The organism is Acetobacterium malicum subsp. dehalogenans DSM 11527 (assembly GCF_000472665.1).
GTDB classification, from domain to species: Bacteria; Bacillota; Clostridia; order Eubacteriales; family Eubacteriaceae; genus Acetobacterium; species Acetobacterium malicum.
Window position 1 is genome coordinate 22,159 of sequence record NZ_AXAC01000035.1, and the last position, 20,473, is coordinate 42,631.

Annotated in this window: 18 protein-coding genes, 5 tRNA genes and 1 riboswitch; all 23 genes read right to left on the bottom strand. The window is 45.7% G+C overall.

Annotation, left to right across the window (positions count from 1 at the left end):
* Nucleotides 1–165 precede the first annotated feature (165 nt).
* Entirely contained in the window at nucleotides 166–1,773 is a 1,608-nt protein-coding gene (locus A3KS_RS0113825; protein WP_026395405.1) for an IS1182 family transposase, read from the bottom strand.
* A gap of 119 nt (nucleotides 1,774–1,892) precedes the next feature.
* Entirely contained in the window at nucleotides 1,893–3,308 is a 1,416-nt protein-coding gene (locus A3KS_RS0113830; protein ID WP_026395406.1) for an alanine/glycine:cation symporter family protein, read from the bottom strand.
* Nucleotides 3,309–3,352: 44 nt separating this feature from the next.
* Nucleotides 3,353–3,470, bottom strand: a riboswitch (glycine riboswitch).
* 132 nt (nucleotides 3,471–3,602) lie between these two features.
* Nucleotides 3,603–4,415, bottom strand: coding sequence for a MetQ/NlpA family ABC transporter substrate-binding protein (locus tag A3KS_RS0113840; protein WP_026395407.1), 813 nt, complete (start codon nucleotides 4,413–4,415; stop codon nucleotides 3,603–3,605).
* A 119-nt stretch (nucleotides 4,416–4,534) separates the two neighbouring features.
* The gene (locus A3KS_RS0113845) at nucleotides 4,535–5,194 is read right to left on the bottom strand and encodes a methionine ABC transporter permease (protein ID WP_026395408.1); all 660 of its coding nucleotides are present in this window, start codon (nucleotides 5,192–5,194) and stop codon (nucleotides 4,535–4,537) included.
* Complete coding sequence (locus tag A3KS_RS0113850; protein ID WP_242834772.1) at nucleotides 5,184–6,071, bottom strand: methionine ABC transporter ATP-binding protein; 888 nt, start codon at nucleotides 6,069–6,071, stop codon at nucleotides 5,184–5,186. Before A3KS_RS0113850 ends, A3KS_RS0113845 begins: the two co-directional genes overlap by 11 nt.
* A 269-nt stretch (nucleotides 6,072–6,340) precedes the next feature.
* Nucleotides 6,341–6,709 (bottom strand): YccF domain-containing protein, encoded by a 369-nt coding sequence (locus A3KS_RS0113855; protein WP_026395410.1) that lies wholly within the window; start codon nucleotides 6,707–6,709, stop codon nucleotides 6,341–6,343.
* A gap of 85 nt (nucleotides 6,710–6,794) precedes the next feature.
* Nucleotides 6,795–7,337, bottom strand: coding sequence for a peptide-methionine (S)-S-oxide reductase MsrA (gene msrA / locus A3KS_RS0113860; protein WP_051355894.1), 543 nt, complete (start codon nucleotides 7,335–7,337; stop codon nucleotides 6,795–6,797).
* Nucleotide 7,338: 1 nt separating this feature from the next.
* Nucleotides 7,339–8,079 carry an alpha/beta fold hydrolase gene (locus A3KS_RS0113865; protein WP_026395412.1) on the bottom strand — a complete coding sequence of 247 codons (741 nt, stop codon included), beginning with the start codon at nucleotides 8,077–8,079 and terminating at the stop codon, nucleotides 7,339–7,341.
* 143 nt (nucleotides 8,080–8,222) lie between these two features.
* A tRNA-Lys gene (locus A3KS_RS0113870) sits at nucleotides 8,223–8,298 on the bottom strand.
* Between the two features lie 304 nt (nucleotides 8,299–8,602).
* A tRNA-Gln gene (locus A3KS_RS0113875) sits at nucleotides 8,603–8,679 on the bottom strand.
* A gap of 24 nt (nucleotides 8,680–8,703) precedes the next feature.
* Nucleotides 8,704–8,780: transfer RNA gene (locus A3KS_RS0113880), tRNA-His, on the bottom strand.
* Nucleotides 8,781–8,806: 26 nt separating this feature from the next.
* Nucleotides 8,807–8,883 (bottom strand) — tRNA-Arg (locus A3KS_RS0113885).
* Nucleotides 8,884–8,902: 19 nt separating this feature from the next.
* Nucleotides 8,903–8,976 (bottom strand) — tRNA-Gly (locus A3KS_RS0113890).
* Between the two features lie 126 nt (nucleotides 8,977–9,102).
* The gene (locus tag A3KS_RS0113895; RefSeq protein ID WP_026395413.1) at nucleotides 9,103–9,885 is read right to left on the bottom strand and encodes an ABC transporter permease; all 783 of its coding nucleotides are present in this window, start codon (nucleotides 9,883–9,885) and stop codon (nucleotides 9,103–9,105) included.
* Between the two features lie 8 nt (nucleotides 9,886–9,893).
* Nucleotides 9,894–10,799 carry an ABC transporter ATP-binding protein gene (locus A3KS_RS0113900; protein WP_026395414.1) on the bottom strand — a complete coding sequence of 302 codons (906 nt, stop codon included), beginning with the start codon at nucleotides 10,797–10,799 and terminating at the stop codon, nucleotides 9,894–9,896.
* Between the two features lie 27 nt (nucleotides 10,800–10,826).
* The gene (locus A3KS_RS21385) at nucleotides 10,827–11,312 is read right to left on the bottom strand and encodes a metallophosphoesterase family protein (protein WP_035356357.1); all 486 of its coding nucleotides are present in this window, start codon (nucleotides 11,310–11,312) and stop codon (nucleotides 10,827–10,829) included.
* Between the two features lie 59 nt (nucleotides 11,313–11,371).
* Entirely contained in the window at nucleotides 11,372–11,971 is a 600-nt protein-coding gene (gene rdgB / locus A3KS_RS0113910; RefSeq protein WP_026395415.1) for an RdgB/HAM1 family non-canonical purine NTP pyrophosphatase, read from the bottom strand.
* A 13-nt stretch (nucleotides 11,972–11,984) separates the two neighbouring features.
* Nucleotides 11,985–12,728: a ribonuclease PH gene (gene rph, locus A3KS_RS0113915; protein WP_026395416.1), complete on the bottom strand. Its 744-nt coding sequence runs from the start codon at nucleotides 12,726–12,728 to the stop codon at nucleotides 11,985–11,987.
* 112 nt (nucleotides 12,729–12,840) lie between these two features.
* Complete coding sequence (gene gatB, locus A3KS_RS0113920; RefSeq protein ID WP_026395417.1) at nucleotides 12,841–14,277, bottom strand: Asp-tRNA(Asn)/Glu-tRNA(Gln) amidotransferase subunit GatB; 1,437 nt, start codon at nucleotides 14,275–14,277, stop codon at nucleotides 12,841–12,843.
* A gap of 3 nt (nucleotides 14,278–14,280) precedes the next feature.
* Complete coding sequence (gene gatA, locus A3KS_RS0113925) at nucleotides 14,281–15,753, bottom strand: Asp-tRNA(Asn)/Glu-tRNA(Gln) amidotransferase subunit GatA (protein ID WP_026395418.1); 1,473 nt, start codon at nucleotides 15,751–15,753, stop codon at nucleotides 14,281–14,283.
* A gap of 9 nt (nucleotides 15,754–15,762) precedes the next feature.
* Entirely contained in the window at nucleotides 15,763–16,050 is a 288-nt protein-coding gene (gatC, locus tag A3KS_RS0113930; protein WP_026395419.1) for an Asp-tRNA(Asn)/Glu-tRNA(Gln) amidotransferase subunit GatC, read from the bottom strand.
* A 113-nt stretch (nucleotides 16,051–16,163) separates the two neighbouring features.
* Complete coding sequence (ligA, locus tag A3KS_RS0113935; RefSeq protein ID WP_414149992.1) at nucleotides 16,164–18,155, bottom strand: NAD-dependent DNA ligase LigA; 1,992 nt, start codon at nucleotides 18,153–18,155, stop codon at nucleotides 16,164–16,166.
* A 53-nt stretch (nucleotides 18,156–18,208) separates the two neighbouring features.
* Nucleotides 18,209–20,416 carry an ATP-dependent helicase gene (locus A3KS_RS0113940; RefSeq protein WP_026395421.1) on the bottom strand — a complete coding sequence of 736 codons (2,208 nt, stop codon included), beginning with the start codon at nucleotides 20,414–20,416 and terminating at the stop codon, nucleotides 18,209–18,211.
* Nucleotides 20,417–20,473 lie beyond the last annotated feature (57 nt).

A 20,473-nucleotide genomic window follows, 5' to 3' on the forward strand; every position in this document is an offset into this window, starting at 1 on the left:
AAATTTGAAAGGGGGTGTCGCAAAATAACATTTTCTTAGTCAGCGATCCCCCTTTTTATCATCATCACAAAAGAAACCGAAGCGATTCTGGTCAATTTTCAGAAGAGCTTCGGTTTCTTTTGTTTTTTTGCGCACTTTAATAAACCATGGGTTCATTAATGCAATTCAGGCTGTTGTTTTCAGAGCATGCAGATGATGTCCGCATCGTTGCGTTTGAATCTTCGCATGAAATTTGTTGATATTGTAGCCAAAGCAGAGCAGGAAAAATTCAGTTTTCACCTGATTTTTACCCCGTGTTAAAAAACGGGAGAAAGCATAATCGTTTTTCAATACACCAAAGGCACCTTCCACCTGGATGGACCGATTCATACGAAGGTGTTTTCCCGTTTCGGTTATGATATTTTCAAAGGAAACCTGTCTTTTTTCGATGAAGTTTTTAGATACCTGCAGGCGACGATTTCCTTTTGCACGGGTACATTTTTCTTTGACCGGACAGGCTTCGCAACTTTCGCATTCATAAATGGTTACGACCGATCGATAACCGGTCACCGATGTCCGGTGTGTGATACCGATTGGTCGGAGTTGTTTGTTATTGTGGCAGGTATATTCGTCCGTTTCAGCATGGTAAATCATGTTTTCCCGTTTACTGATATCCTTTTTGAAGGTTTTCTTCTTCCATTTCTCATAAGTCTGAGGTTTAATGAAGGGAATATACTGGTTATCCGTGAGATAGCCGTAGTTCTCTTCGCTTTCATAACCGGAATCGGCAATTACATTGGTATAGCGGCAACCGATATTTTTCTCCAGATTTTCGAGCATGGGAATCAGCGTTGTGAGATCATTGCGATCCTGGAAAACACCCACGGCGGTGATGTATTCACTCTCCACCCCGATTTGTACGTTGTAGGCGGGTTTGAGCTGACCATTGCGCATATGATCTTCTTTCATCCGCATAAATGTCGCATCGGGATCGGTTTTAGAATAGCTGTTACGGGTTTCAAAAAGTTGATGGCTGATCTGGTAGTTCTGCTGCCTGGTTTTATAGTCGGTCAGTTTCTCAATCCATTTCTGCAGTTGGGTTTTTCGTTTGCCAATCCCATGAACAAAGGTGATTCCCTGGGCATCCTTTTGTCTGAAGAGATCAGCAAGAATCCTTTCCAGATCCGCAACCAGCGTTTCGGCGGAGACCGTATAGCCGAAAAAACAGCGCTGATTCATTTCGTCAATCAGCTGTTTCACTTTTTCCTGCATTTTGGCTTCATTTCGGGTTACGGTCTTTTTCCAGACAAAGGTATAGCGGTTGGCATTGGCCTGGATTTTTGTTCCATCGATAAAGACATTTTCCAAGGGGATTTCACCCAATCGATTCAGTTGTTTGACCATCTGATAAAACAAGTCTTCCATCGATTCGGACAGATATTTTTGTCGGAATCGGGCGATCGTGGCATGATCCGGCGCTTTCTGTCCACCCAACAGCCACATGAAGTTGATATCCCGTTTACAGGCTCTTTCGATTTTATGTGACGTATAGAGATTATTCATGTAAGCGTACGTAATGATTTTAAACATGATTTTGGGTTCAACTGCCGGTTTTCTCCCTTTTGAGGAGTATGCCTGATATAACTTTGTATAATCCAATCCCTCCAACAGGTGGCTGTGCAGTCTCACTGAATCATCTGACGGTATTAACATTTCGAATTCCAATGGTAATTTTAGTTGATAAAACCCATTTAATTCGGTATAATTCTTACAGGTTAATTTAGTTTTTTGCATAACTTAATTATACCACTGATGCGGATTCTTCGGAATTCGCATTTTTTTTTAAACCATAAAAAAGGAGCTTCTGCATCATAGCTTATTCGCTATTTTGCAAAAGCCCCTTTTTTATTTGCTTATTCTACTTCTTTATTCTTAAGCTTGGTAACGTAGGTGCGGGTTTCGGCAACAACCACACCACTTAAAGCGATTAAGGCAATCAGATTCGGCAATGCCATTAAACCATTAAAAATGTCAGCAATGGTCCAAACCGCTGAAACGGTCATAAATGGGCCGATAAAAACGGCCAGAATATATAAATAGCGATAGGTTAGAACAGCCTTTATATTCCCATTTGACAAATATTCCAGGCAGCGTTCGCCGTAATAGTTCCAGCCCAGAATGGTGGTAAAGGCAAAGAATACCAGACAGATCATCAGTAGAAACGAGCTGACGGCTGGGGCAAATGGCAAGCCCGCCTGAAAGGCGTTGGTGGTAACCGCCACCCCTTCCAGACCAATATTCCAGGACCCTGTTAAGACGATGGCCAGCCCGGTCATGGTACAGACCACGATGGTATCTAAAAAGGTTCCGGTCATTGAAACCAGACCCTGTCGGACCGGTTCATTGGTTTGTGCCGCAGCCGCAGCAATGGGGGCGCTACCAAGACCAGCCTCATTGGAGAAGATGCCTCGGGCAATCCCTTTTTGCATGGCGATCAGCACTGCTCCCAAGGCACCGCCGGCAACAGCCCGCAGACCAAAGGCACTGGCGACAATCTCAGTAATCGCCGCCGGGATCAATCCGGCATTGGTAATTAAAATGATCGCACAACAGATCACATAAATGACAATCATAAAGGGGACAATGATCTGGGAAACATTGGCGATCCGTTTCAGACCCCCAATAACAACCAGCCCCACAAAAATAGTAACGATGGTTCCGGTTATCACCACACTCCAGGAATAATCCATGCCCAAGAGATTAACCGTCCACTGATTATTGGGATCGAAGAAATTATTGGCCGCACTGGCGATTCCGTTGACCTGGGTAAAGGTTCCTATTCCCAGCAGACCAACCCCCGCACCAAAAAAAGCAAATATTTTTGCCAGCCAGCGCCATTTTATGCCCATCCCATTTTCGATATAGTAAAAAGGTCCGCCCAGGACATGTCCATCCGGTTCAATGACCCGATATTTAATGGCCAGAACCCCTTCGGCAAATTTGGTGGCCATCCCGAATAAGGCGGCAATCCACATCCAAAACAAAGCTCCCGGTCCTCCGGCGACAATCGCAGTGGCAACACCTACAATATTTCCGGTTCCAACGGTAGCTGAGAGGGCCGTACACAGGGCTCCAAAACTGGTTACCTCGCCTTTACCGCCTTCTTCATTCTTCACCATGTACTTCAGCGCTTTTGGTAAATAGCGGATCTGAAGTCCGTGCAATCGGATGGTCAGGAAAATCCCCACCACCAGGATCAGCACAATCAATGGCACACCCCATACGAGGTCGTCAAACCATACTAAAAATTCATTAAATTGTTGAAACATTTTGTTCCTCCTTCTCTAAATTGTGAAGAGGGAGAACAACGCCAATGGGTTGCTCTGTCCTTTTGCCTGAGAGATAGCCTGAAATGCTCAGTCGTTGCCGGACTGATATTTTCAGGGGTACACCTTCGGCGCTCATCTTTGAGACTCTCCAGAGTGCTGTGATTTTACAACAGCGTTAAAATAATATCACACTTCATTTGACAGATGCAAGATTATTTTAAAAATCAACCCGCTGATGATTTTTAAATAAAAAAAGAAACGCCTCGCTTTGAGACGTTCCCCGGATATTTTGACTTAGGACATTGGTACCACGGCACCCTGATAATTGCTTTCGATAAAGCTGATGACCTTTTCGCTTTGCAGTGCCTTCATCAGCGCCAGGGTTTTTTCGCTGGTTTCTTCACCAGCTCGGACTGCGACAATATTGGCATAAGTCTGAGCTGCCAGCGAATCTTTTTCTTCTTTGGCAATGGCATCAGTGCCGGCATTCAGTCCGGCTTCAATGGCGTAATTGCCATTAATGACGGCCAAATCTACATCAGGCAATGATCGCGCCAGCTGGGCTGCTTCCAGTTCTTTGAAGACGATATTTTTAGGATTTTCGATAACATCTTTTGGTGTTGCTTCCAAACCGGCATTGGGATCGACCTTGATCAAGCCAATGGTCTGTAACAGCAGTAGCGCCCGGGCTTCATTGGTGGTATCGTTGGGAATAGCAATGGTCGCGCCACTGGCAATCGCATCCAGGGTTTTTATTTTCCCCGGGTATAAACCCAATGGTTCATAGTGAACGGCACCGGCACTAACCAGTTTGGTGTTGTTTTTGACATTGAAGTCTTCCAGGTAGGGAAGATGTTGGAAAAAGTTGGCATCCAACTCTTTGTTTTCCAGGGTTAAATTTGGTTGGACATAATCGGTGAATTCTTTAACTTCAAGGGTGTAACCCGCTTCTTTTAATACTTCTCCCGCAACTGCCAAAATCTCGCCATGAGGCGTTGGGCTGGCTCCGACGACGATGGTTTTATCATCTGTGCCTTTGGCTGTGCAGCCAGTGAATAGGGCCAAACCGAGAACGCTGATCAATAATACTGAACCTAATTTCTTCATGATCTTCTCCTTTTCATTTCTTTTCTTTCATATAATCCCTAGTTGAATAATATGTAATATAACACGGACACTGGCGCTTGTCAAGCCCAATCCTCGGTCGATCGTCACGTCATGCTGCTTTATTTTCGACGGTCCTGTTTCTGGGCGATTTTCATCCCCACTTCCTGGAACAGCTGCACAATTAAAACCAGCAGTACCACGGTAATGACCATCATCCCCGTTTCATAGCGATAATAGCCAAAACGGATAGCAATATCCCCTAGACCGCCGCCGCCAACAATCCCCGCCATGGCCGAATAGCCCAAAATAGTGGTGGTGGCAATAGCCGCGCCAATAATCAGCGAGGGCTTTGCCTCAGGAATCATCACCTTGGTCACCACCTGCATCGGACTGGCCCCCATTGACAGTGAGGCTTCAATAATGCCGTAATCCACCTCTTTGATGGAAGATTCCACCAGCCGGGCAATAAATGGCGCCGCCGCAATAACCAGCGGTACGATTGTGGCTGTGGATCCGATGGTGGTTCCGGTGATCAGTCGGGTCAGCGGGATTACCGCAATCAGCAAGATCAAAAAGGGGATCGAGCGGGTAATATTGACCACAATATTGAGTACCTGGTTGAGCAATCGCATCGGGACAATCCCCTCGGAATCGCTGGTGACCAGCAAGACCCCCATCGGTAAGCCGATCAGATAAGCCAGCAGTGTTGATGCCAATGTCATATAAAGGGTTTCAAAGGTCCCTTGAACAATCAATGCTGTCATTGAACTATCCCACATGGCTGCCCACCTCCTCAACGGTTATTTGATGAGAGCGCAGGTAGTTAATGGCCCGGGCCGCACTCAGCTCATCCTCAGGCAATTGAATCACCATTTGCCCGAAAGCAAAACCATCAATATTTTTCATGTCGGCATGGAGAATATTGACCAGGCATTTTGTTTCGAGAATCATTTTTGCCATCACCGAATCACTGGATGATTTTTCATCAAAGACAATCCGATAGGTGTTTTTGCCCATCACTACCGGACCCTGATCGCCTTCAGAAAAAATCATTTTTTTGGCAATCTCGGTTTTCGGATTGCGGAAGATCTCTTCAACTTCGCCATCTTCGGCAATCTGGCTTTTATCAATGATTGCCACATGGCTGCAGATTTGTTCGACCACACTCATTTCATGGGTAATGATCACAATCGTAATGCCCAATTTGTGATTGATTTCTTTTAACAGCTTGAGAATAGAATTGGTTGTGGACGGATCCAGGGCCGAGGTGGCCTCGTCACACAAAAGAATCTTGGGATTATTGGCCAAGGCTCGGGCGATGGCAATTCGTTGTTTTTGTCCCCCGGACAATTGTGAGGGATAGGCTTTAGCCTTATCTGGTAGACCCACCAGTTCCAAAAGTTCGGCGGTTCTCTTTTTGGCCGTTTCTTTATCCACCCCGGCAATTTCGAGGGGAAAGAGAATGTTCTTCTCCGCAGTTCGCTGCATCAGCAAATTAAATTGCTGAAATATCATACCCACCGAGTAACGCACGGTTCGCAGCTCTTTTTCGGTTATTTTAGATATATCCTGTCCATCAATGAAGACACTGCCGCTGGTGGGCTTTTCAAGCAGATTGATACAGCGAACCAGGGTGCTTTTGCCAGCTCCGCTCATACCAATAATGCCGTAAATATCGCCCTGGTTGATGCTTAGATTGATACCATCTAAAGCTCTTACTTCGCCACTTTTGGGACGAAAGGTTTTTCCCAGATCCTTTATTTCAATGATGGGTTTTGGGGACGTCTTTTTCGTTTCGATGTTCCTTACCCTCCTACAATCAACAAATTTAACTAAACAATAACATATTAAAAACAGTGGGTTTTAAAGATACCCACCGTTTATTATAGTATCGATTTCATTTTCTTGTCAAGCTTAATCCCTTATTATATATCAGTAATTTGTGCGCCAAAGGGAAACAATGCCAGCTTGGCAAACTTAAACCATTGTAGTCCAAATGGTATCCCGATCAGGGTGATGCAATAGATAATTCCCAAAATTGCTGATCCCGCTGCCAGACCCCAGCCAAAGATCAATATCCATAGAATATTTAAGATCACCGAACCGGTTCCCATCTGGGAATAATCAACCGTTTTTCCAAATGGCCGAAAGACCAACTGGGCCATTTTAAAAGCCTGTAATCCCAGCGGTATGCCAATAATGGTGATGCAACAAAGAATGCCGGCGAGCAGCCAGGCAATGGCCATAATCAGGCCACCTAAAATAATCCAGATAATGTTACCGATGATACTCATGCTTTTTTCCTCTTTTCAAAGTCTCTTAATTTGCTGTTTGTGAAAGGGTCCTGGTTTTTGGGACCAGTTTTAGCCAACCCTTTCCTTATTTTAAAGACGGGTCCTGCGCTTCCGCAGCCTTTTTAAATTCATGGTGGCCAATATGACAATAGCCACCGGGATTCTTGATCAAATAGTCCTGATGATAGGCCTCGGCGGAACAGTAGTTTTCCAACGGCAGTACTTCAATGGCCAGGGGCACCCCATACTCCAGTCGCAGTTCATGAACCGCCTTTAAGATTACTTCCTCATCGGCAGGATCTGAATAATAAATACCGGTGCGGTATTGGGTCCCGACATCATTCCCCTGACGATTCACCGCCACCGGGTCGATGACTTCAAAATACATACTTAATAGAAATGGCAGACTGATCACCTGATTGTCATAACTCACCTTTACCACCTCGGCATGCCCCGTATTGCGATGACAGACATCCTCATAGCTGGGATTTTGGGTTTTTCCATTGGCATAACCGACCTCAGTTTTCAGAACCCCTCTGATGGCCTGAAAGTACATTTCCGTTCCCCAGAAACAGCCACCTGCCAGAATTATTTCTTTAATGTTCACATTTTTATTATTGTTTACCATCTCAGTTTCCTTTCCAGATTTCGATAATTTTTACCACCGTCACGGCTTGCTGTTCGGCCGACGAAATGGCTGCTGTCCCATCGCCGGCCTGTGCTCCATAATTACCAAAGCCGCTGTGATTACCACCAGCTATTTCGTGATAACTGGCATTGACCGGCATCTTATTCCGACCATCAGCAAAGCCCTGTTGATCGATAATCCGATCCTCGCTGCCATACAAACTCAGGACCGGATGGCTGCTCTGGGCCAGTGATTGATTGGGATAAGCCCCCAGCAAAGCCAAGCCATCCACCTTATCTTCATGTTCGGCCAAATAATCCGCAGCCATGGCGCCACCCAGCGAGTGACCTACCATGATCCACTGCTCTATTTCCGGCATCGTTTCCAACACCTTATCTGCACCATTGGCATTAAACACCGCCAGATTAAAGGGCATTCCCACAATCACCGCCGAATAGCCTTGTTCCGCCAGTGACCGCATCAACGGGGCATAGGCGATATCTTCGACCTTGCCGCCGGGATAAAAGATAAAACCAGTTTCATCCTGGGCTGCTGTTGGTGTGAAAATGGTCAGATTTCCCTCTTTCCTGACATTCACCTGATCATCAGAGATCAGAGCATCATGGGCGGTTTGATCAGCATGGTAATAGTCACCCAGATAGGTCAGCATTCCGATAATGAGTGCCACCAATGCAATTCCAATTATCTTAATGATCCGTTTTAAAATTTGACCTTCTTTCATCGCAGCTCCTTTTATACCAAAATGACTCTTTGTTATCGTTTTGCTCTATATTATACCCCAACCCGCTATAAAACAACAATTAACTCCTTTTAACATTATTCAAAAAATAAAAAAACCGCAATTTATGCGGTTATGATTTCAAATGGTGACCCATGGGCGACTTGAACGCCCGACACCCTGATTAAAAGTCAGATGCTCTACCAACTGAGCTAATGGGTCAGATAAAGTTATTAAATTATAGTTTGTCTTCGTAGGTTTGCATGATCCATCTGTTTGCCAGACTAAGTGATTCACACCAAATCAAAGATTTGGGTTCTCTACTTATACCAACTGAGCTAATGGGTCAGATTAAATTATTATGTTGTATTGTCTTCAAACGGTTGTTTGATACGTTAGTTTGCCTGAACTAAGCGATTCACACCAAATCAAAGATTTGGGTTCTCTGCTTATACCAACTGAGCTAATGGGTCATGTACATTGTTTTGTTTGTTTTGTTTTTTCTGTCTTCTCTGCCTGGTAAAAGTGGCAGGGGTAGCAGGACTCGAACCTACGAAATGCCAGAATCAAAATCTGGTGCCTTACCAACTTGGCTATACCCCTATAAAAATAATAATGATATAGAAATGGGGTGGATAATGGGACTCGAACCCACAACTTCCGGAATCACAATCCGACGCTCTAACCGATTGAACTATACCCACCACGATATAAATACCTTTAAATAAAATGGTGCGCCTGAGAGGATTCGAACCTCTGGCACACGGCTTAGAAGGCCGTTGCTCTATCCTACTGAGCTACAGGCGCTCAATTCTTTTCGCAAAAATGGAGCGGGTGAAGGGAATCGGACCCTCGCGACTGGCTTGGAAGGCCAGGGCTCTACCACTGAGCTACACCCGCATTGCCTCTCTTAGAGACAAGTGTTAGTATACTTGAAATAGAAAGAGTTGTCAACTCTTTTTTATTTTTTCTTTATTTTTCCATTTTAACGAACCTTCAGACCTGGTCATTAATAATAACCGCATCTTAGACCGTTTTGATTCCCACACCTTTTTTGAAGATGTACGCAGCAATTAAAAATGAGCTGATGACCAGTGCCATTGTCAATAGCACATGAATGACAATGTTGCCCTCACATACACCGATATAGGCATAACGGGACACATTAACCAGCGGATAAATGGGGTTGATATATTTGATGGCCGATAATAAACCCGGCAACTTGGAAATCTCAAAAAATACCCCGCCCAGATAGGTAAGAGGAGTGATGACAATCGCCAGCGCAAAATTCATCTTTTCAAAATTATCCAGCACCAGTCCGGCAATCAAGCCCAGGGATGCAAAAACAAAGGATGTCGCGGTCAATGCCAGCACGAAAAAGATGGGGTATTCAACTTCATAGCCGACAAAGAAGATCGTTGCTGCATAAGTCAGGACACCGACCAGAACCCCGCGAAACATCCCGCCAAAGACAAAGGCTAGAATTTTTTCCGCAAGCGAGATCGGGTAACTGTTTAAATCCTGAATAGTATTCTGAAATTTCTGTGAGATAATCGAAAAGGATGGATTTTGGAAGGCGGCAAAAATCGCCCCCATCGTCGCTAAACCCGGCACCAGAAAATTAAGATAACTGATCCCTTCAATCCCAACCTCTCTGGTTTGGAGCATCCCTCCGAAAATTGCCATATAAAGAATATTGGAAATCAGCGGTGCCAGAACCGTCTGAACCGGCACCTTCATAAACCGATGTATCTCCTTGTTCAAGAGGGTTGAAAAGCCAACTCTGTTATAAAATATTCTGTTTTTCATACGCCCTCCTAATGTTTAATGATATTTAAATAAATATCTTCTAGTTTTGGTCTTTCCACCACCAGATTGGTGAATTCCATGTTTTTCTCTGAAAGCTGTCTAAAGACTTTGGACAAGTCCTTTTTTGAAGCTTTCAACTGCAGCCTGGTTTTGTCTTCGATATGCGGATGATAGTCGTTTAAAAAATCAAAATCAGCCAGATTCAGCTCTTGATCAAAGTGAACCTCAATGATCGACTCCCGAGAAAACGCATCCATCAGCTCTTCTTTGGGTTCATCGGCGATGATCTTTCCGCCATCAATAATCACGATCCGCTTACATAGTTTTTCAGCTTCTTCAATGTAGTGAGTGGTCAGGATAATGGTGGTTCCCCCTTCATGCAGCTTAACCAGAAAATCATACAAGGTATGGCGCATTTCAATATCGACACCCGCCGTCGGCTCATCCAAAATCAGGATTTTAGGTTTATGTACCAGTGCCTTGGCAATTAAAAATCGTCTTCGCATGCCCCCGGACAGATCTCGGATTCTGGCGCTTCTTTTTTCGGTCAGGTATAATGCATCCAGAATTTCGTCGATATATTCCTTATTATCCTTAATCCCGAAGTAGCCTGATTGTTTTTTTAGTGCTTCATCAACGGTAAAGATAAAATCATAACCGGTGTCCTGTGGTACAATGCCGATGATCTTTTTTGTTTCCAGTTCCTTCTTGTCAATATCATATCCGCCGATACTGACTGCTCCCCGAGTCTTTTTTACATTACCGGCGAGAATATTGATTAAGGTGCTTTTCCCCGCCCCATTTTGCCCGAGCAGGGCGGTAAATTCGCCTTCTTCAATTTCTAAATTGATGTTTTTTAGGGCCTCTTTTTTTCCTTTTTGATAGGTCATTGATACATCTTTAATACTCAGCATCGAGTGCCTCCTTTTCCGATATTTCTGTCAGTCATTCCAAAACGGAATGATTTTTGCGTCAATTTCGCCATTTTCGATGGTAATCAGCCCGTAACTTTCGGGATCACCCATTCGGGGTGCCCCCACCGAACCGGGGTTTAACATCAGAATACGACCATCATCTTCAATATAAGCATGGTGGGTATGGCCATAGAGGATAACCTGGGCATTTTTTTCCAGCCCGGCATAATAAACACGGTGCAAATCATTCTTGACCCCATACTTATGGCCATGGCAGGCAAAAAATTTGAAGCCACCCAAGGTCGTCTCCAACGAGATACTGCCATCATCAGCAAAAGAATCCAAATTCCCCTTCAGGATGTGAACAGGGATATTCGTGATCGTTCGCAGATAGAGGGCATCTTCCACATAATCTCCCAAATGGATGATGACATCCACCCGACCCATTTCCTCAACCGCCTGTTTCACCGCTTTTAGATTACCGTGGCTGTCACTCATTACGCCAATTTTCATTTTATCCCCCATCCCTTATTCTTTCTACTAACCTAAAGTATCCCGATTGTCCCGTTTTATTAAAGCGCCTGATTCAGCAGTTCCCGAGCCTTTTCAATGGCGACGGCCCGATGACTGAGGCGGTTTTTTTCTGCCTTGCTCATATCGCCGTAACAGCGGCCCGACGCTTCGTGGATAAACAGCGGGTCATAGCCAAATCCGCCAGCGCCGCAATAATCAAAGGCAATTTTTCCCCGGACCAGACCTTCGCAGGTCAACTCCCGACCATCCGGTAAAATCATCGCAATGGCCGTAATAAAAGCCGCACCCCGATTTTCTTCCGGCACAGCGGCCATTTCCTGCAGGAGTTTTTTATTATTGTCAGTATAACTGACATTGTCACCGGCGTAACGGGCTGAATAGATTCCCGGCGCCCCATTGAGACAATCGACCGACAAGCCGGAGTCATCGCCCATAATAATCAGATCTTTTCCTATGACATAGGGTTGTAACGCCCTGACCTTTATCAGCGCATTCGCTTCGTAGGTCAGACCGTCTTCAATGATGTCAATGTCAATGCCAAAATCCTTCATCGTCTGGACTTCAAAATCCGCCCCCAGCATGGCCTTCAGTTCGGTGGCCTTATCCTGATTTGCAGTGGCTAAAAGTATCGTTCTCATTATAACTTACCCGTTAATCCTGTAATGTATCTTTTTGGAAGGCAATGATTTTTTTGATGCTTGCTTCTCCCAGTTCCAGCATCTTTTGAAGTTCTTCCTTTTTAAAGGGACGTTCTTCACCGGTTCCCTGAATTTCGATGATTTCGCCGCTTTCAGTCATCACCATATTCATATCAACCTCGGCGTTTGAATCTTCTTCATAACACAGGTCAACGATGGCTTCGCCCTGATAAATTCCGACACTGGTAGCGGCGACAAAATTGGTAATCGGCATGGATTTGATTTTTCCCGCTTCGATCAGTGCTGACAAGGCATCATGAAGGGCCAGAAATGAACCGGTAATCGCCGCGGTCCGAGTTCCACCGTCGGCCTGGATCACATCACAGTCAATCCAGATGGTCCGTTCCCCTAGCATGGTCTGATCGATGACAGACCGCAGACTTCTGCCGATTAAACGCTGGATTTCCATCGTTCGGCCATCGATTTTACCACGGTTACGATCCCGACTTTTGCGGGTATTAGTGGACCCGGGAATCATTTCATATTCGGCGGTGACCCAGCCTTTTTTCTGACCTTTTAAAAATGGCGGTACCTTTTCTTCCACCATGGCGGTACAAATGACCTTGGTATCGCCCACTTCGATGAGTACGGATCCCTGGGCATTTTTAATAAAGTGACGGGTGACCTTTATTGGTCTTAATTCATCAGCTTCCCGGCCATCAATCCGTTGATTGCTTGTATCGATCACTGTTTCCATTTCTTTTATTGCTTCACTGTTTTTCATGTTTTTCCTTTATTATTCTATTATTTTTTAAGGGATTACTGCAAAACTTGCAGTAATCCCTTAGCTAGTCACATTATTGTTGTTTTTATGCTAAATGTTTGGCTACGACAGCCCGAATAATTTCGTTGGCGACCTGGGCATTTGCTTTTCCCTTGGTGGCCTTCATCACCTGTCCGGTTAAAAAGCCGTAGGCTTTTTCATTGCCGGCACCAATATCTTCTACCGATTTCGGGTTATCCGATACGATTTTTTCAATGATGGCTTCCAGTTCCCCGGTGTCACTCATTTGTGCCAGACCCTTTTCTTTAACAATGTCGCCCGGGTTTTTACCGGTACTGAACATTTCTTTTAAAACTTCTTTACCGGTGTTGCCACTGATTTCATTGTTTTTGACCAATTTCAGCAATTCCACCAATTGCGCGGGAGTAATGGAAATATTTTCCATACTCACTTCGTTTTCTTTTAACAGCGGCGGAATTTCAACCATCATCCAGTTAGAAATCTGTTTGGGTTCGTTATACAGAGCCACGGCGTCTTCAAAAAATCGGGCCGTAACACCAGTGGTGGTCAACACCCCAGCATCGTATTCCGGTAATTTATATTCATCAATATAGCGCTGTTTTTTAGCTTCCGGCAATTCCGGCAGTTCACTTTTAATTTTTTCGATATAGGCCGGTTCCAGCACAATCGGAACCAGATCCGGTTCCGGGAAATAACGGTAATCATGGGCTTCTTCCTTGCTTCGCAGCGAAGATGAGGTGCCTTTGGTGTCATCCCATTTCCGAGTTTCCTGAATAATCGTGTGACCCTTTTTCAGTTCAATGATCTGTCGTTTACTTTCATATTGAACCGCCCGGATCAGTGCCCGGAAAGAGTTCAGGTTTTTCATTTCGGTTCGGGTTCCCAGTACTTCGGAGCCCTTTTCCCGAATCGACAGATTCACGTCAAAGCGCATCGAGCCCTGTTCCATTTTACAGTCAGAGACGCCAGTGTATTCCAGAATGTTTCTGACTTTTTCAGCAAAAGCACGGGCTTCTTCGGCACTGCGCAGATCCGGCTCGGTGACGATCTCAATCAGCGGTACACCACAGCGGTTAACATCCAGAAGGGTCCCGTCGGCTGATTCATGAAGCAGCTTGCCGGCATCTTCCTCGATATGGATGCGGGTAATGCCGATATCTTTTTTAACGCCGTCGACTTCAATACCAACTACGCCACCGGTACAGATGGGTAAATCAAACTGGGAAGTTTGATAGGCTTTAGGCAAATCCGGATAGAAATAGTTTTTTCGATCCATTTTGCTGAAATGGGCAATCTCGCAATTAAGCGCCAAGCCAGCCCGGGTCGCATATTCAACCACTTTTTCATTTAATACCGGTAAAACGCCTGGCATTCCCAAACACACCGGGCAGGTATGGGTGTTCTCATCCTGGCCAAACTCGGTCGGACACGAACAGAATATCTTTGTTTTTGTCCCTAATTCAATATGGATTTCCATTCCAATGACAATTTCATATTCCATGACTTAGACCTCCGTTCCCAATGGTGCTTTTAAATTCGTCAGGCCTGATTCATGCTCAAACGCCCAGGCGGTTTTTAACAGCGTCTCTTCACTTAAGATCGGCCCCAGCAGCTGCATCCCAATCGGCATTCCGTTGTTGTCCAGGCCACAGGGAATTGAAACGCCGGGAATCCCGGCAATGTTAACCGGCACGGTATAAATATCAGTCAGATACATCTCCAGCGGATTACTGGTTTTTTCGCCGATCCCAAAAGCCGTAGTCGGTGCCGTTGGGGTCAACAGCACATCGCAACCACCAAAAACCTGATCAAAGTCAGCTTTGATGATGGTTCGTACCTGCATTGCTTTTTTATAATAGGCGTCATAATAACCAGAACTAAGGGCATAGGTACCCAGCATAATCCGTCGCTTTACCTCATCGCCAAAGCCCTGGCTTCTGGTTTTCTTGTAAAGATCAACCAGATCACTGTATTCTTCCGCTCTGAAACCATAGCGAATACCATCGTAACGGGCCAGGTTAGAGCTGGCTTCAGCCGATGAAATCATATAGTAAGCCGATAAGGCATAGTCCAGATGCTGGAATGACACATCGACAATGGAAGCCCCCAGGGTTTTATAGATGGCAATGGCATCTTCCAGACTTTTGCGGACTTCCGGCTGCAGACCTTCGCCGAAAAACTCTTTGGCCACACCAATTTTCAACCCCTTAACCCCTTGTTTGAGGGTTTGGGTATAATCGGTTTTTTCCAGATTGAGAGAGGTGGAATCCTTGGCATCATGGCCAACAATGGCATTTAGCACCAAAGCGCAATCTTCAACATCCTTGGTGAATGGACCGATCTGATCCAGTGAGGAGGCGAAAGCGACCAGACCATAGCGGGAGACCAAACCATAGGTTGGTTTCATCCCCACCACCCCACAAAAGGAGGCGGGCTGACGAATCGATCCACCGGTGTCTGATCCCAATGTGTAAAAGGCTGTGTCGGCTGCCACGGCAACGGCTGACCCGCCGCTGGAGCCACCAGGTACCTTGTTCAAATCCCAGGGATTACGGGTCTTTTTATAAGCAGAGTTTTCGGTGGAAGAACCCATGGCAAACTCGTCCATATTGGTTTTTCCCAATAAAATGCCACCCTCTTCGCTAAGCCGGTCATAAACCTCGGCATTGTAAGGCGGATTGAAGTTATACAGCATTTTTGACGCACAGGTGGTCAAGATCCCCTTGGTGCACATGTTGTCTTTGAGTCCGTAAGGAATCCCTTCCAGTGAGGTTCTTTTGGCTCGCCCGGACAGCTCGGCATCCAGCCCCTGAGCCGCTTCCAATGCTGCTTCGGTCTGGAGACTGAGATAGGCATCGGTGGCTTTTTCAACGGCGTTAATGCGGTTAACCACCGCTTGGGTTACATCCGTAACCGTGACTTCTTTTTTATCCAGAAGGTCATTTATTTCATGTATGGTTTTTTGATATAATTCCATTATTGCCTCCTATTCCATAACCCGGGGAACCTTAAAGCACCCGGCTTCGCTTTCCGGCGCATTGGCCAACGCTTCTTCATTGGTCAGACAAGATTCGATTTCATCCGCCCGAAAGACATTCTGAACCGCCAGCACATGTTCAGTGGCTTTAATTTTTGATGTGTCCAATCCGCTGAGGGTTTCCGCATAATCCAGCACAGCCCCCAGTTGGTCGGCCAGAGCGATCACTTCATCTTCAGAAAATTCCAAACGGGCAAGATTGGCCACGTAGGTGACATCTTCTCGTGTTAAACTCATATTCGTTATCCTTTCTTTGCTGTTGACTTTCTCGGTTGTTCTTTATTCATACAGTTACTGTTTTCTATTTTAACAGCCGGAGCTATCAGTCTGATTCTAAAAATCACCCTTCATTATAAATCAAACCCACCACCCCTGACAAGGGCTAAAAAAGCCTCTTCATCAATTATTGCAATTCCTAACGACTGGGCTTTTTCATATTTGGACCCGGACTTTTCCCCGGATAGGAGAAAATCGGTTTTTTTGCTGACACTGCCAGCTACCTTACCACCATTGGCTTCAATCAGGGCTTTAGCTTCCCGTCGGTCGAGAGTGGGCAGAGTACCGGTGAGAACAAAGGTCTTACCAGCCAGAGCCTGAGACGCCAAGTGGGTTTCCTGAATCATATTCAGCCCCGCCACTTCCAGACCTCTGATGATTTCGATATTGGTGGGGGTCTGGAAAAAATCCACAATTTCGGTAGCCATTTTTTCACCAATTTCGAAGATTTCTTTGAGATCTTCCACCTGAGCCAGGATCAGGTTATCCATTTTCTGATAATGCTCGGCCAGAATTTTCGCCCCTCTGGCGCCTACCAGCGGAATACCCAAGCCAAAAATCAGCCGCGATAATTCCCGTTCTTTAGAGGCTTCGATCCCGGCTAAAAGATTGTCCACCGATTTTTCGCCCAACTTTTCAAGGGTGACCAGCTGTTCTCTTTTTTGATCCAAATGATAGATGTCCACCGGGTTAATCACCAGCTTTTCGTCCATCAACAGCCGCAGCACGCCTGGACCCAGTCCCTCTATATTCATCGCATCCCGGGACGTAAAGTGCACCAGTTTGCGGAACACCTGGGCCGGGCAGGCCATATTCAGACATTTGGTCACCGCCTCCCCGTCAATCCGAAAGGTCGGTTCATCACAAACCGGACAGCGTTTTGGCATTTGAAAAACAACCTCGTTTCCCGATCGCTTTTCAAACACCACATGATCCACTTCTGGAATCACATCGCCAGCCTTCTGAATCATTACATGGTCGCCGATGCGGATATCCTTGGCACGGATATTATCTTCATTATGAAGGGTTGCCCGAGCGATCACCGACCCGGCCAGTGGTACCGGCGACAGTTCGGCCACCGGAGTCAGGGCACCGGTTCGGCCCACCTGAACGGTAATGGCAGTAACAGTGGTAATCGCCTGATCCGGGGCAAACTTATAGGCCATCGCCCAGCGGGGGCTTTTTGAGGTATTCCCCAGCAACTCCCGACAGGATAATTCATCCACCTTAATTACCAGACCGTCAATTTCAAAGGGCAGATTGCGTCTTTCCACTTCCATCAGGCTGCAGTAGTCAATGATCGCTTCGATATCACTAAAGGCCTTAACCGCACTGGTTTTAAAACCCAGGGTTCTTAAATAATCCAGCGTCTCCGTGTGCGTTTGGGATTCAAAATCTGCTGCTGATTCCAGATTGAAGACAAAAATATCCAGTGGCCGGGAGGCCGTTATCCTGGGGTCCAATTGCCGCAAGGATCCGGCAGCCGCATTTCTGGGGTTGGCGAAAGGGCTTTCCTCATCGGCCAGACGCCGCTGATTCAGTTTTTCGAAATCGACTTTGCCCATAAACACTTCGCCCCGAACTTCCAGGGTTACCGGTTCTGAAAGACGCAGTGGGATGGTTCGGATGGTTTTAAGGTTGGTGGTAACATTCTCCCCCACTTCCCCATCGCCCCGGGTCGCGCCCTGGACAAATATACCATTTTCGTAGTTAAGCACCACCGTTAAGCCATCAAACTTATATTCCACCACATAGGTGGCCACGGGACAGGTTTGCCGCACCCGGCGGTCAAAATCCCGGAGATCACCCGCATCAAAAGCATTGCTGAGGCTCAGCTTGGGACGACTGTAAAGCACCTTGTCAAAGCCCTCTGAAGGGCTTCCGCCAACCCGCTGGGTCGGGGAATCCGGGGTGATCATCTCCGGATTTTCGGTTTCCAGTACAATCAGTTCCTGCATCAACTGATCATAATCATAGTCCGAAACCAGGGGCGCGTCATCAAGATAGTAGGCTCTGTTATATGCGGCTATTTTTTTCCTTAACGCTTCAATTCGAGTCTCGCTCATACTCATTTCCTATCCTTTATTGCTGTTTTAACTTTTTTCAACGCTATTCTTAACTACGCTTTTTCAACAAAAGTCGGATCCATTTTTTTGATCCCGACCCCCGGAAACGCGACCGAAATCATGTTGTTTTTCACTTCAACCACGGTACCGATACCAAATTTCTTATGTTTGACCTTATCAGTCAGCACAAACCCGCTTTCCGATGGATTATTTTGCAGGTTGACGGCATTGGCATTATTTCTGCGGATGGCTACTTTTGACTGGGTCACTCGCTCGGAGAAGGTTTTATTTTTTTTGGTTTCAATGTCAATTTCCGGTTTACGCTCGTAACGCTGTTTATTTTCCACACACACCTCATCCGGCATTTCTTTTAAAAATCGCGACGGGGTTTGAAGCTGGCGTCTTCCGTAGAGGGTTCTTTCGGCCGCCCAGGAAATATAAAGGCGTTTCATGGCCCGGGTAATGCCCACATAACAGATGCGCCGTTCCTCTTCAATATCCTCTGGTGAATCCATGGCGCGGCCATGGGGAAAGATCCCTTCTTCGAGACCGGGAATAAAGACAATCGGGAATTCCAGCCCTTTGGCGTTATGAAGGGTCATCAACAACACCTTACCCTGGTCACCGTCGTACTTATCCGTTTCTGAAGACAAGGCGACGGTTTCCAGATAGGCACTGAGGCTTTGATCGTCGCTGTTTTTTTCAAAATCGGTGGCTGAAGACACCAGTTCCTGGAGGTTTTCCAGACGGCTTTCTCCCTTATCCATTTTTCCGGTTTCCAGCATTTCCAGGTAGCCGGTTTTTTCAATAACCGCCGTGATCAGCTCACTTAAACTGGCCGTCGCCTGAATTGCTTCCAGTTTCTTCATCAGCTCGCTAAAGGCCCTGACCTTGTTTTTGACACTGGGGCTCAGCTCCGGAATTTCTTCGACGTGATGAAAGGCTTGCATTAAGCTGAAGCTTTTAAAATTGGCGTATTCGGCAATTTTTTCAATGGTGGCTGAACCGATCCCCCGTTTGGGTACATTGACAATTCGCATAAAGCCCATGTTGTCTTTGGGATTACTGAGGACATTTAAATAGGCAATGACGTCTTTAATCTCAACCCGGGAGTAAAACCCGGTTCCGCCGATTAACTGGAAGGGCAGACCGGCCCGCATTAATGCTTCTTCAAACAGTCGGGACTGGGCATTGGTTCGATATAGAATCGCAAAATCGCCGAAGATGCCATTGCCCTTGGTAATATTATCATTAATCTCATCAACAATAAATCGGGCTTCATCATATCCCTGGTTAAAAGAGGCAATCATTATTTTTTCATCGCCATCATTGTTGGTCCATAGCGCTTTTTCCTTACGGCCGGTGTTTCTGGCGATGACGCCGTTGGCACAATCCAGAATGGTCTGGGTCGAGCGGTAATTCTCTTCCAGTTTAACCACCTTGGCATTGGCATAATCTTTTTCAAAGTCGAGGATATTATTGATATCTGCCCCCCGCCAGCCATAAATACTCTGGTCATCGTCCCCGCAGACACAAATGTTTTTGTATTTGGCGGCGAGCATATTGACCAGTTCGTATTGGCTGTGATTGGTATCCTGGTATTCATCAACCATAATATACTTAAATCGATTCTGATATTGTTCCAGAATTTCGGGAAAACCCTTAAATAATACTAGGGTATTGTAGATCAGATCATCAAAATCCATGGCATTGTTTGCTTTCAGGCTTTCCTGGTAGCGTTTATAATAAAGTCCGACTTTTTCTTTTCTAAAATCGCCGGAATTTTCTTTCATATAGGCTTCGGGACTGACAAAATTATTTTTGGCGGTCGAAACTTCACCGCTTAAAAACTGGTTGGTAAAATACTTGTCATTGAGTCCCAGTTCTTTGATCAGACTTTTATATAAACGCTTCTGGTCGTCCATATCATAGATGACAAAATTATCGTCATAACCCAACCATTGTGCATGGGTTCGCATAATCCGGGCGCACATGGCGTGGAAGGTAGACATCCAGATCCGTTTACTATCCTGAATATTCATTTTGGCAATTCGATCACGCATTTCGCCGGCTGCCTTATTGGTAAAAGTGATGGCCAAAATCTGTGAGGGCCAAGCCTGTCCCGTTTCAATAATGTGGGCAATGCGATGAATAATGGTTCTTGTTTTTCCTGATCCGGCCCCTGCCAGTATTAATAGTGGCCCATCGATGGTTTCTGCTGCTTCTCTCTGTCGACTGTTTAACCCGTCTAATAAACTCATGTATTCTCCTAAATATTTATTTCATAGTTAATTGCAAAAATGCTGAGAACTTCAGGC

What these genes read in the sequence shown, in the direction of transcription:
- A3KS_RS0113825 (WP_026395405.1), bottom strand. Translation starts at nt 1,773, where the DNA reads ATGCAAAAAACTAAATTAACCTGTAAGAATTATACCGAATTAAATGGG.
- A3KS_RS0113830 (WP_026395406.1), bottom strand. Translation starts at nt 3,308, where the DNA reads ATGTTTCAACAATTTAATGAATTTTTAGTATGGTTTGACGACCTCGTA.
- A3KS_RS0113840 (WP_026395407.1), bottom strand. Translation starts at nt 4,415, where the DNA reads ATGAAGAAATTAGGTTCAGTATTATTGATCAGCGTTCTCGGTTTGGCC.
- A3KS_RS0113845 (WP_026395408.1), bottom strand. Translation starts at nt 5,194, where the DNA reads ATGTGGGATAGTTCAATGACAGCATTGATTGTTCAAGGGACCTTTGAA.
- A3KS_RS0113850 (WP_242834772.1), bottom strand. Translation starts at nt 6,071, where the DNA reads ATGAGCGGAGCTGGCAAAAGCACCCTGGTTCGCTGTATCAATCTGCTT.
- A3KS_RS0113855 (WP_026395410.1), bottom strand. Translation starts at nt 6,709, where the DNA reads ATGAGTATCATCGGTAACATTATCTGGATTATTTTAGGTGGCCTGATT.
- msrA (WP_051355894.1), bottom strand. Translation starts at nt 7,337, where the DNA reads ATGGTAAACAATAATAAAAATGTGAACATTAAAGAAATAATTCTGGCA.
- A3KS_RS0113865 (WP_026395412.1), bottom strand. Translation starts at nt 8,079, where the DNA reads ATGAAAGAAGGTCAAATTTTAAAACGGATCATTAAGATAATTGGAATT.
- A3KS_RS0113895 (WP_026395413.1), bottom strand. Translation starts at nt 9,885, where the DNA reads ATGAAAAACAGAATATTTTATAACAGAGTTGGCTTTTCAACCCTCTTG.
- A3KS_RS0113900 (WP_026395414.1), bottom strand. Translation starts at nt 10,799, where the DNA reads ATGCTGAGTATTAAAGATGTATCAATGACCTATCAAAAAGGAAAAAAA.
- A3KS_RS21385 (WP_035356357.1), bottom strand. Translation starts at nt 11,312, where the DNA reads ATGAAAATTGGCGTAATGAGTGACAGCCACGGTAATCTAAAAGCGGTG.
- rdgB (WP_026395415.1), bottom strand. Translation starts at nt 11,971, where the DNA reads ATGAGAACGATACTTTTAGCCACTGCAAATCAGGATAAGGCCACCGAA.
- rph (WP_026395416.1), bottom strand. Translation starts at nt 12,728, where the DNA reads ATGGAAACAGTGATCGATACAAGCAATCAACGGATTGATGGCCGGGAA.
- gatB (WP_026395417.1), bottom strand. Translation starts at nt 14,277, where the DNA reads ATGGAATATGAAATTGTCATTGGAATGGAAATCCATATTGAATTAGGG.
- gatA (WP_026395418.1), bottom strand. Translation starts at nt 15,753, where the DNA reads ATGGAATTATATCAAAAAACCATACATGAAATAAATGACCTTCTGGAT.
- gatC (WP_026395419.1), bottom strand. Translation starts at nt 16,050, where the DNA reads ATGAGTTTAACACGAGAAGATGTCACCTACGTGGCCAATCTTGCCCGT.
- ligA (WP_414149992.1), bottom strand. Translation starts at nt 18,155, where the DNA reads ATGAGCGAGACTCGAATTGAAGCGTTAAGGAAAAAAATAGCCGCATAT.
- A3KS_RS0113940 (WP_026395421.1), bottom strand. Translation starts at nt 20,416, where the DNA reads ATGAGTTTATTAGACGGGTTAAACAGTCGACAGAGAGAAGCAGCAGAA.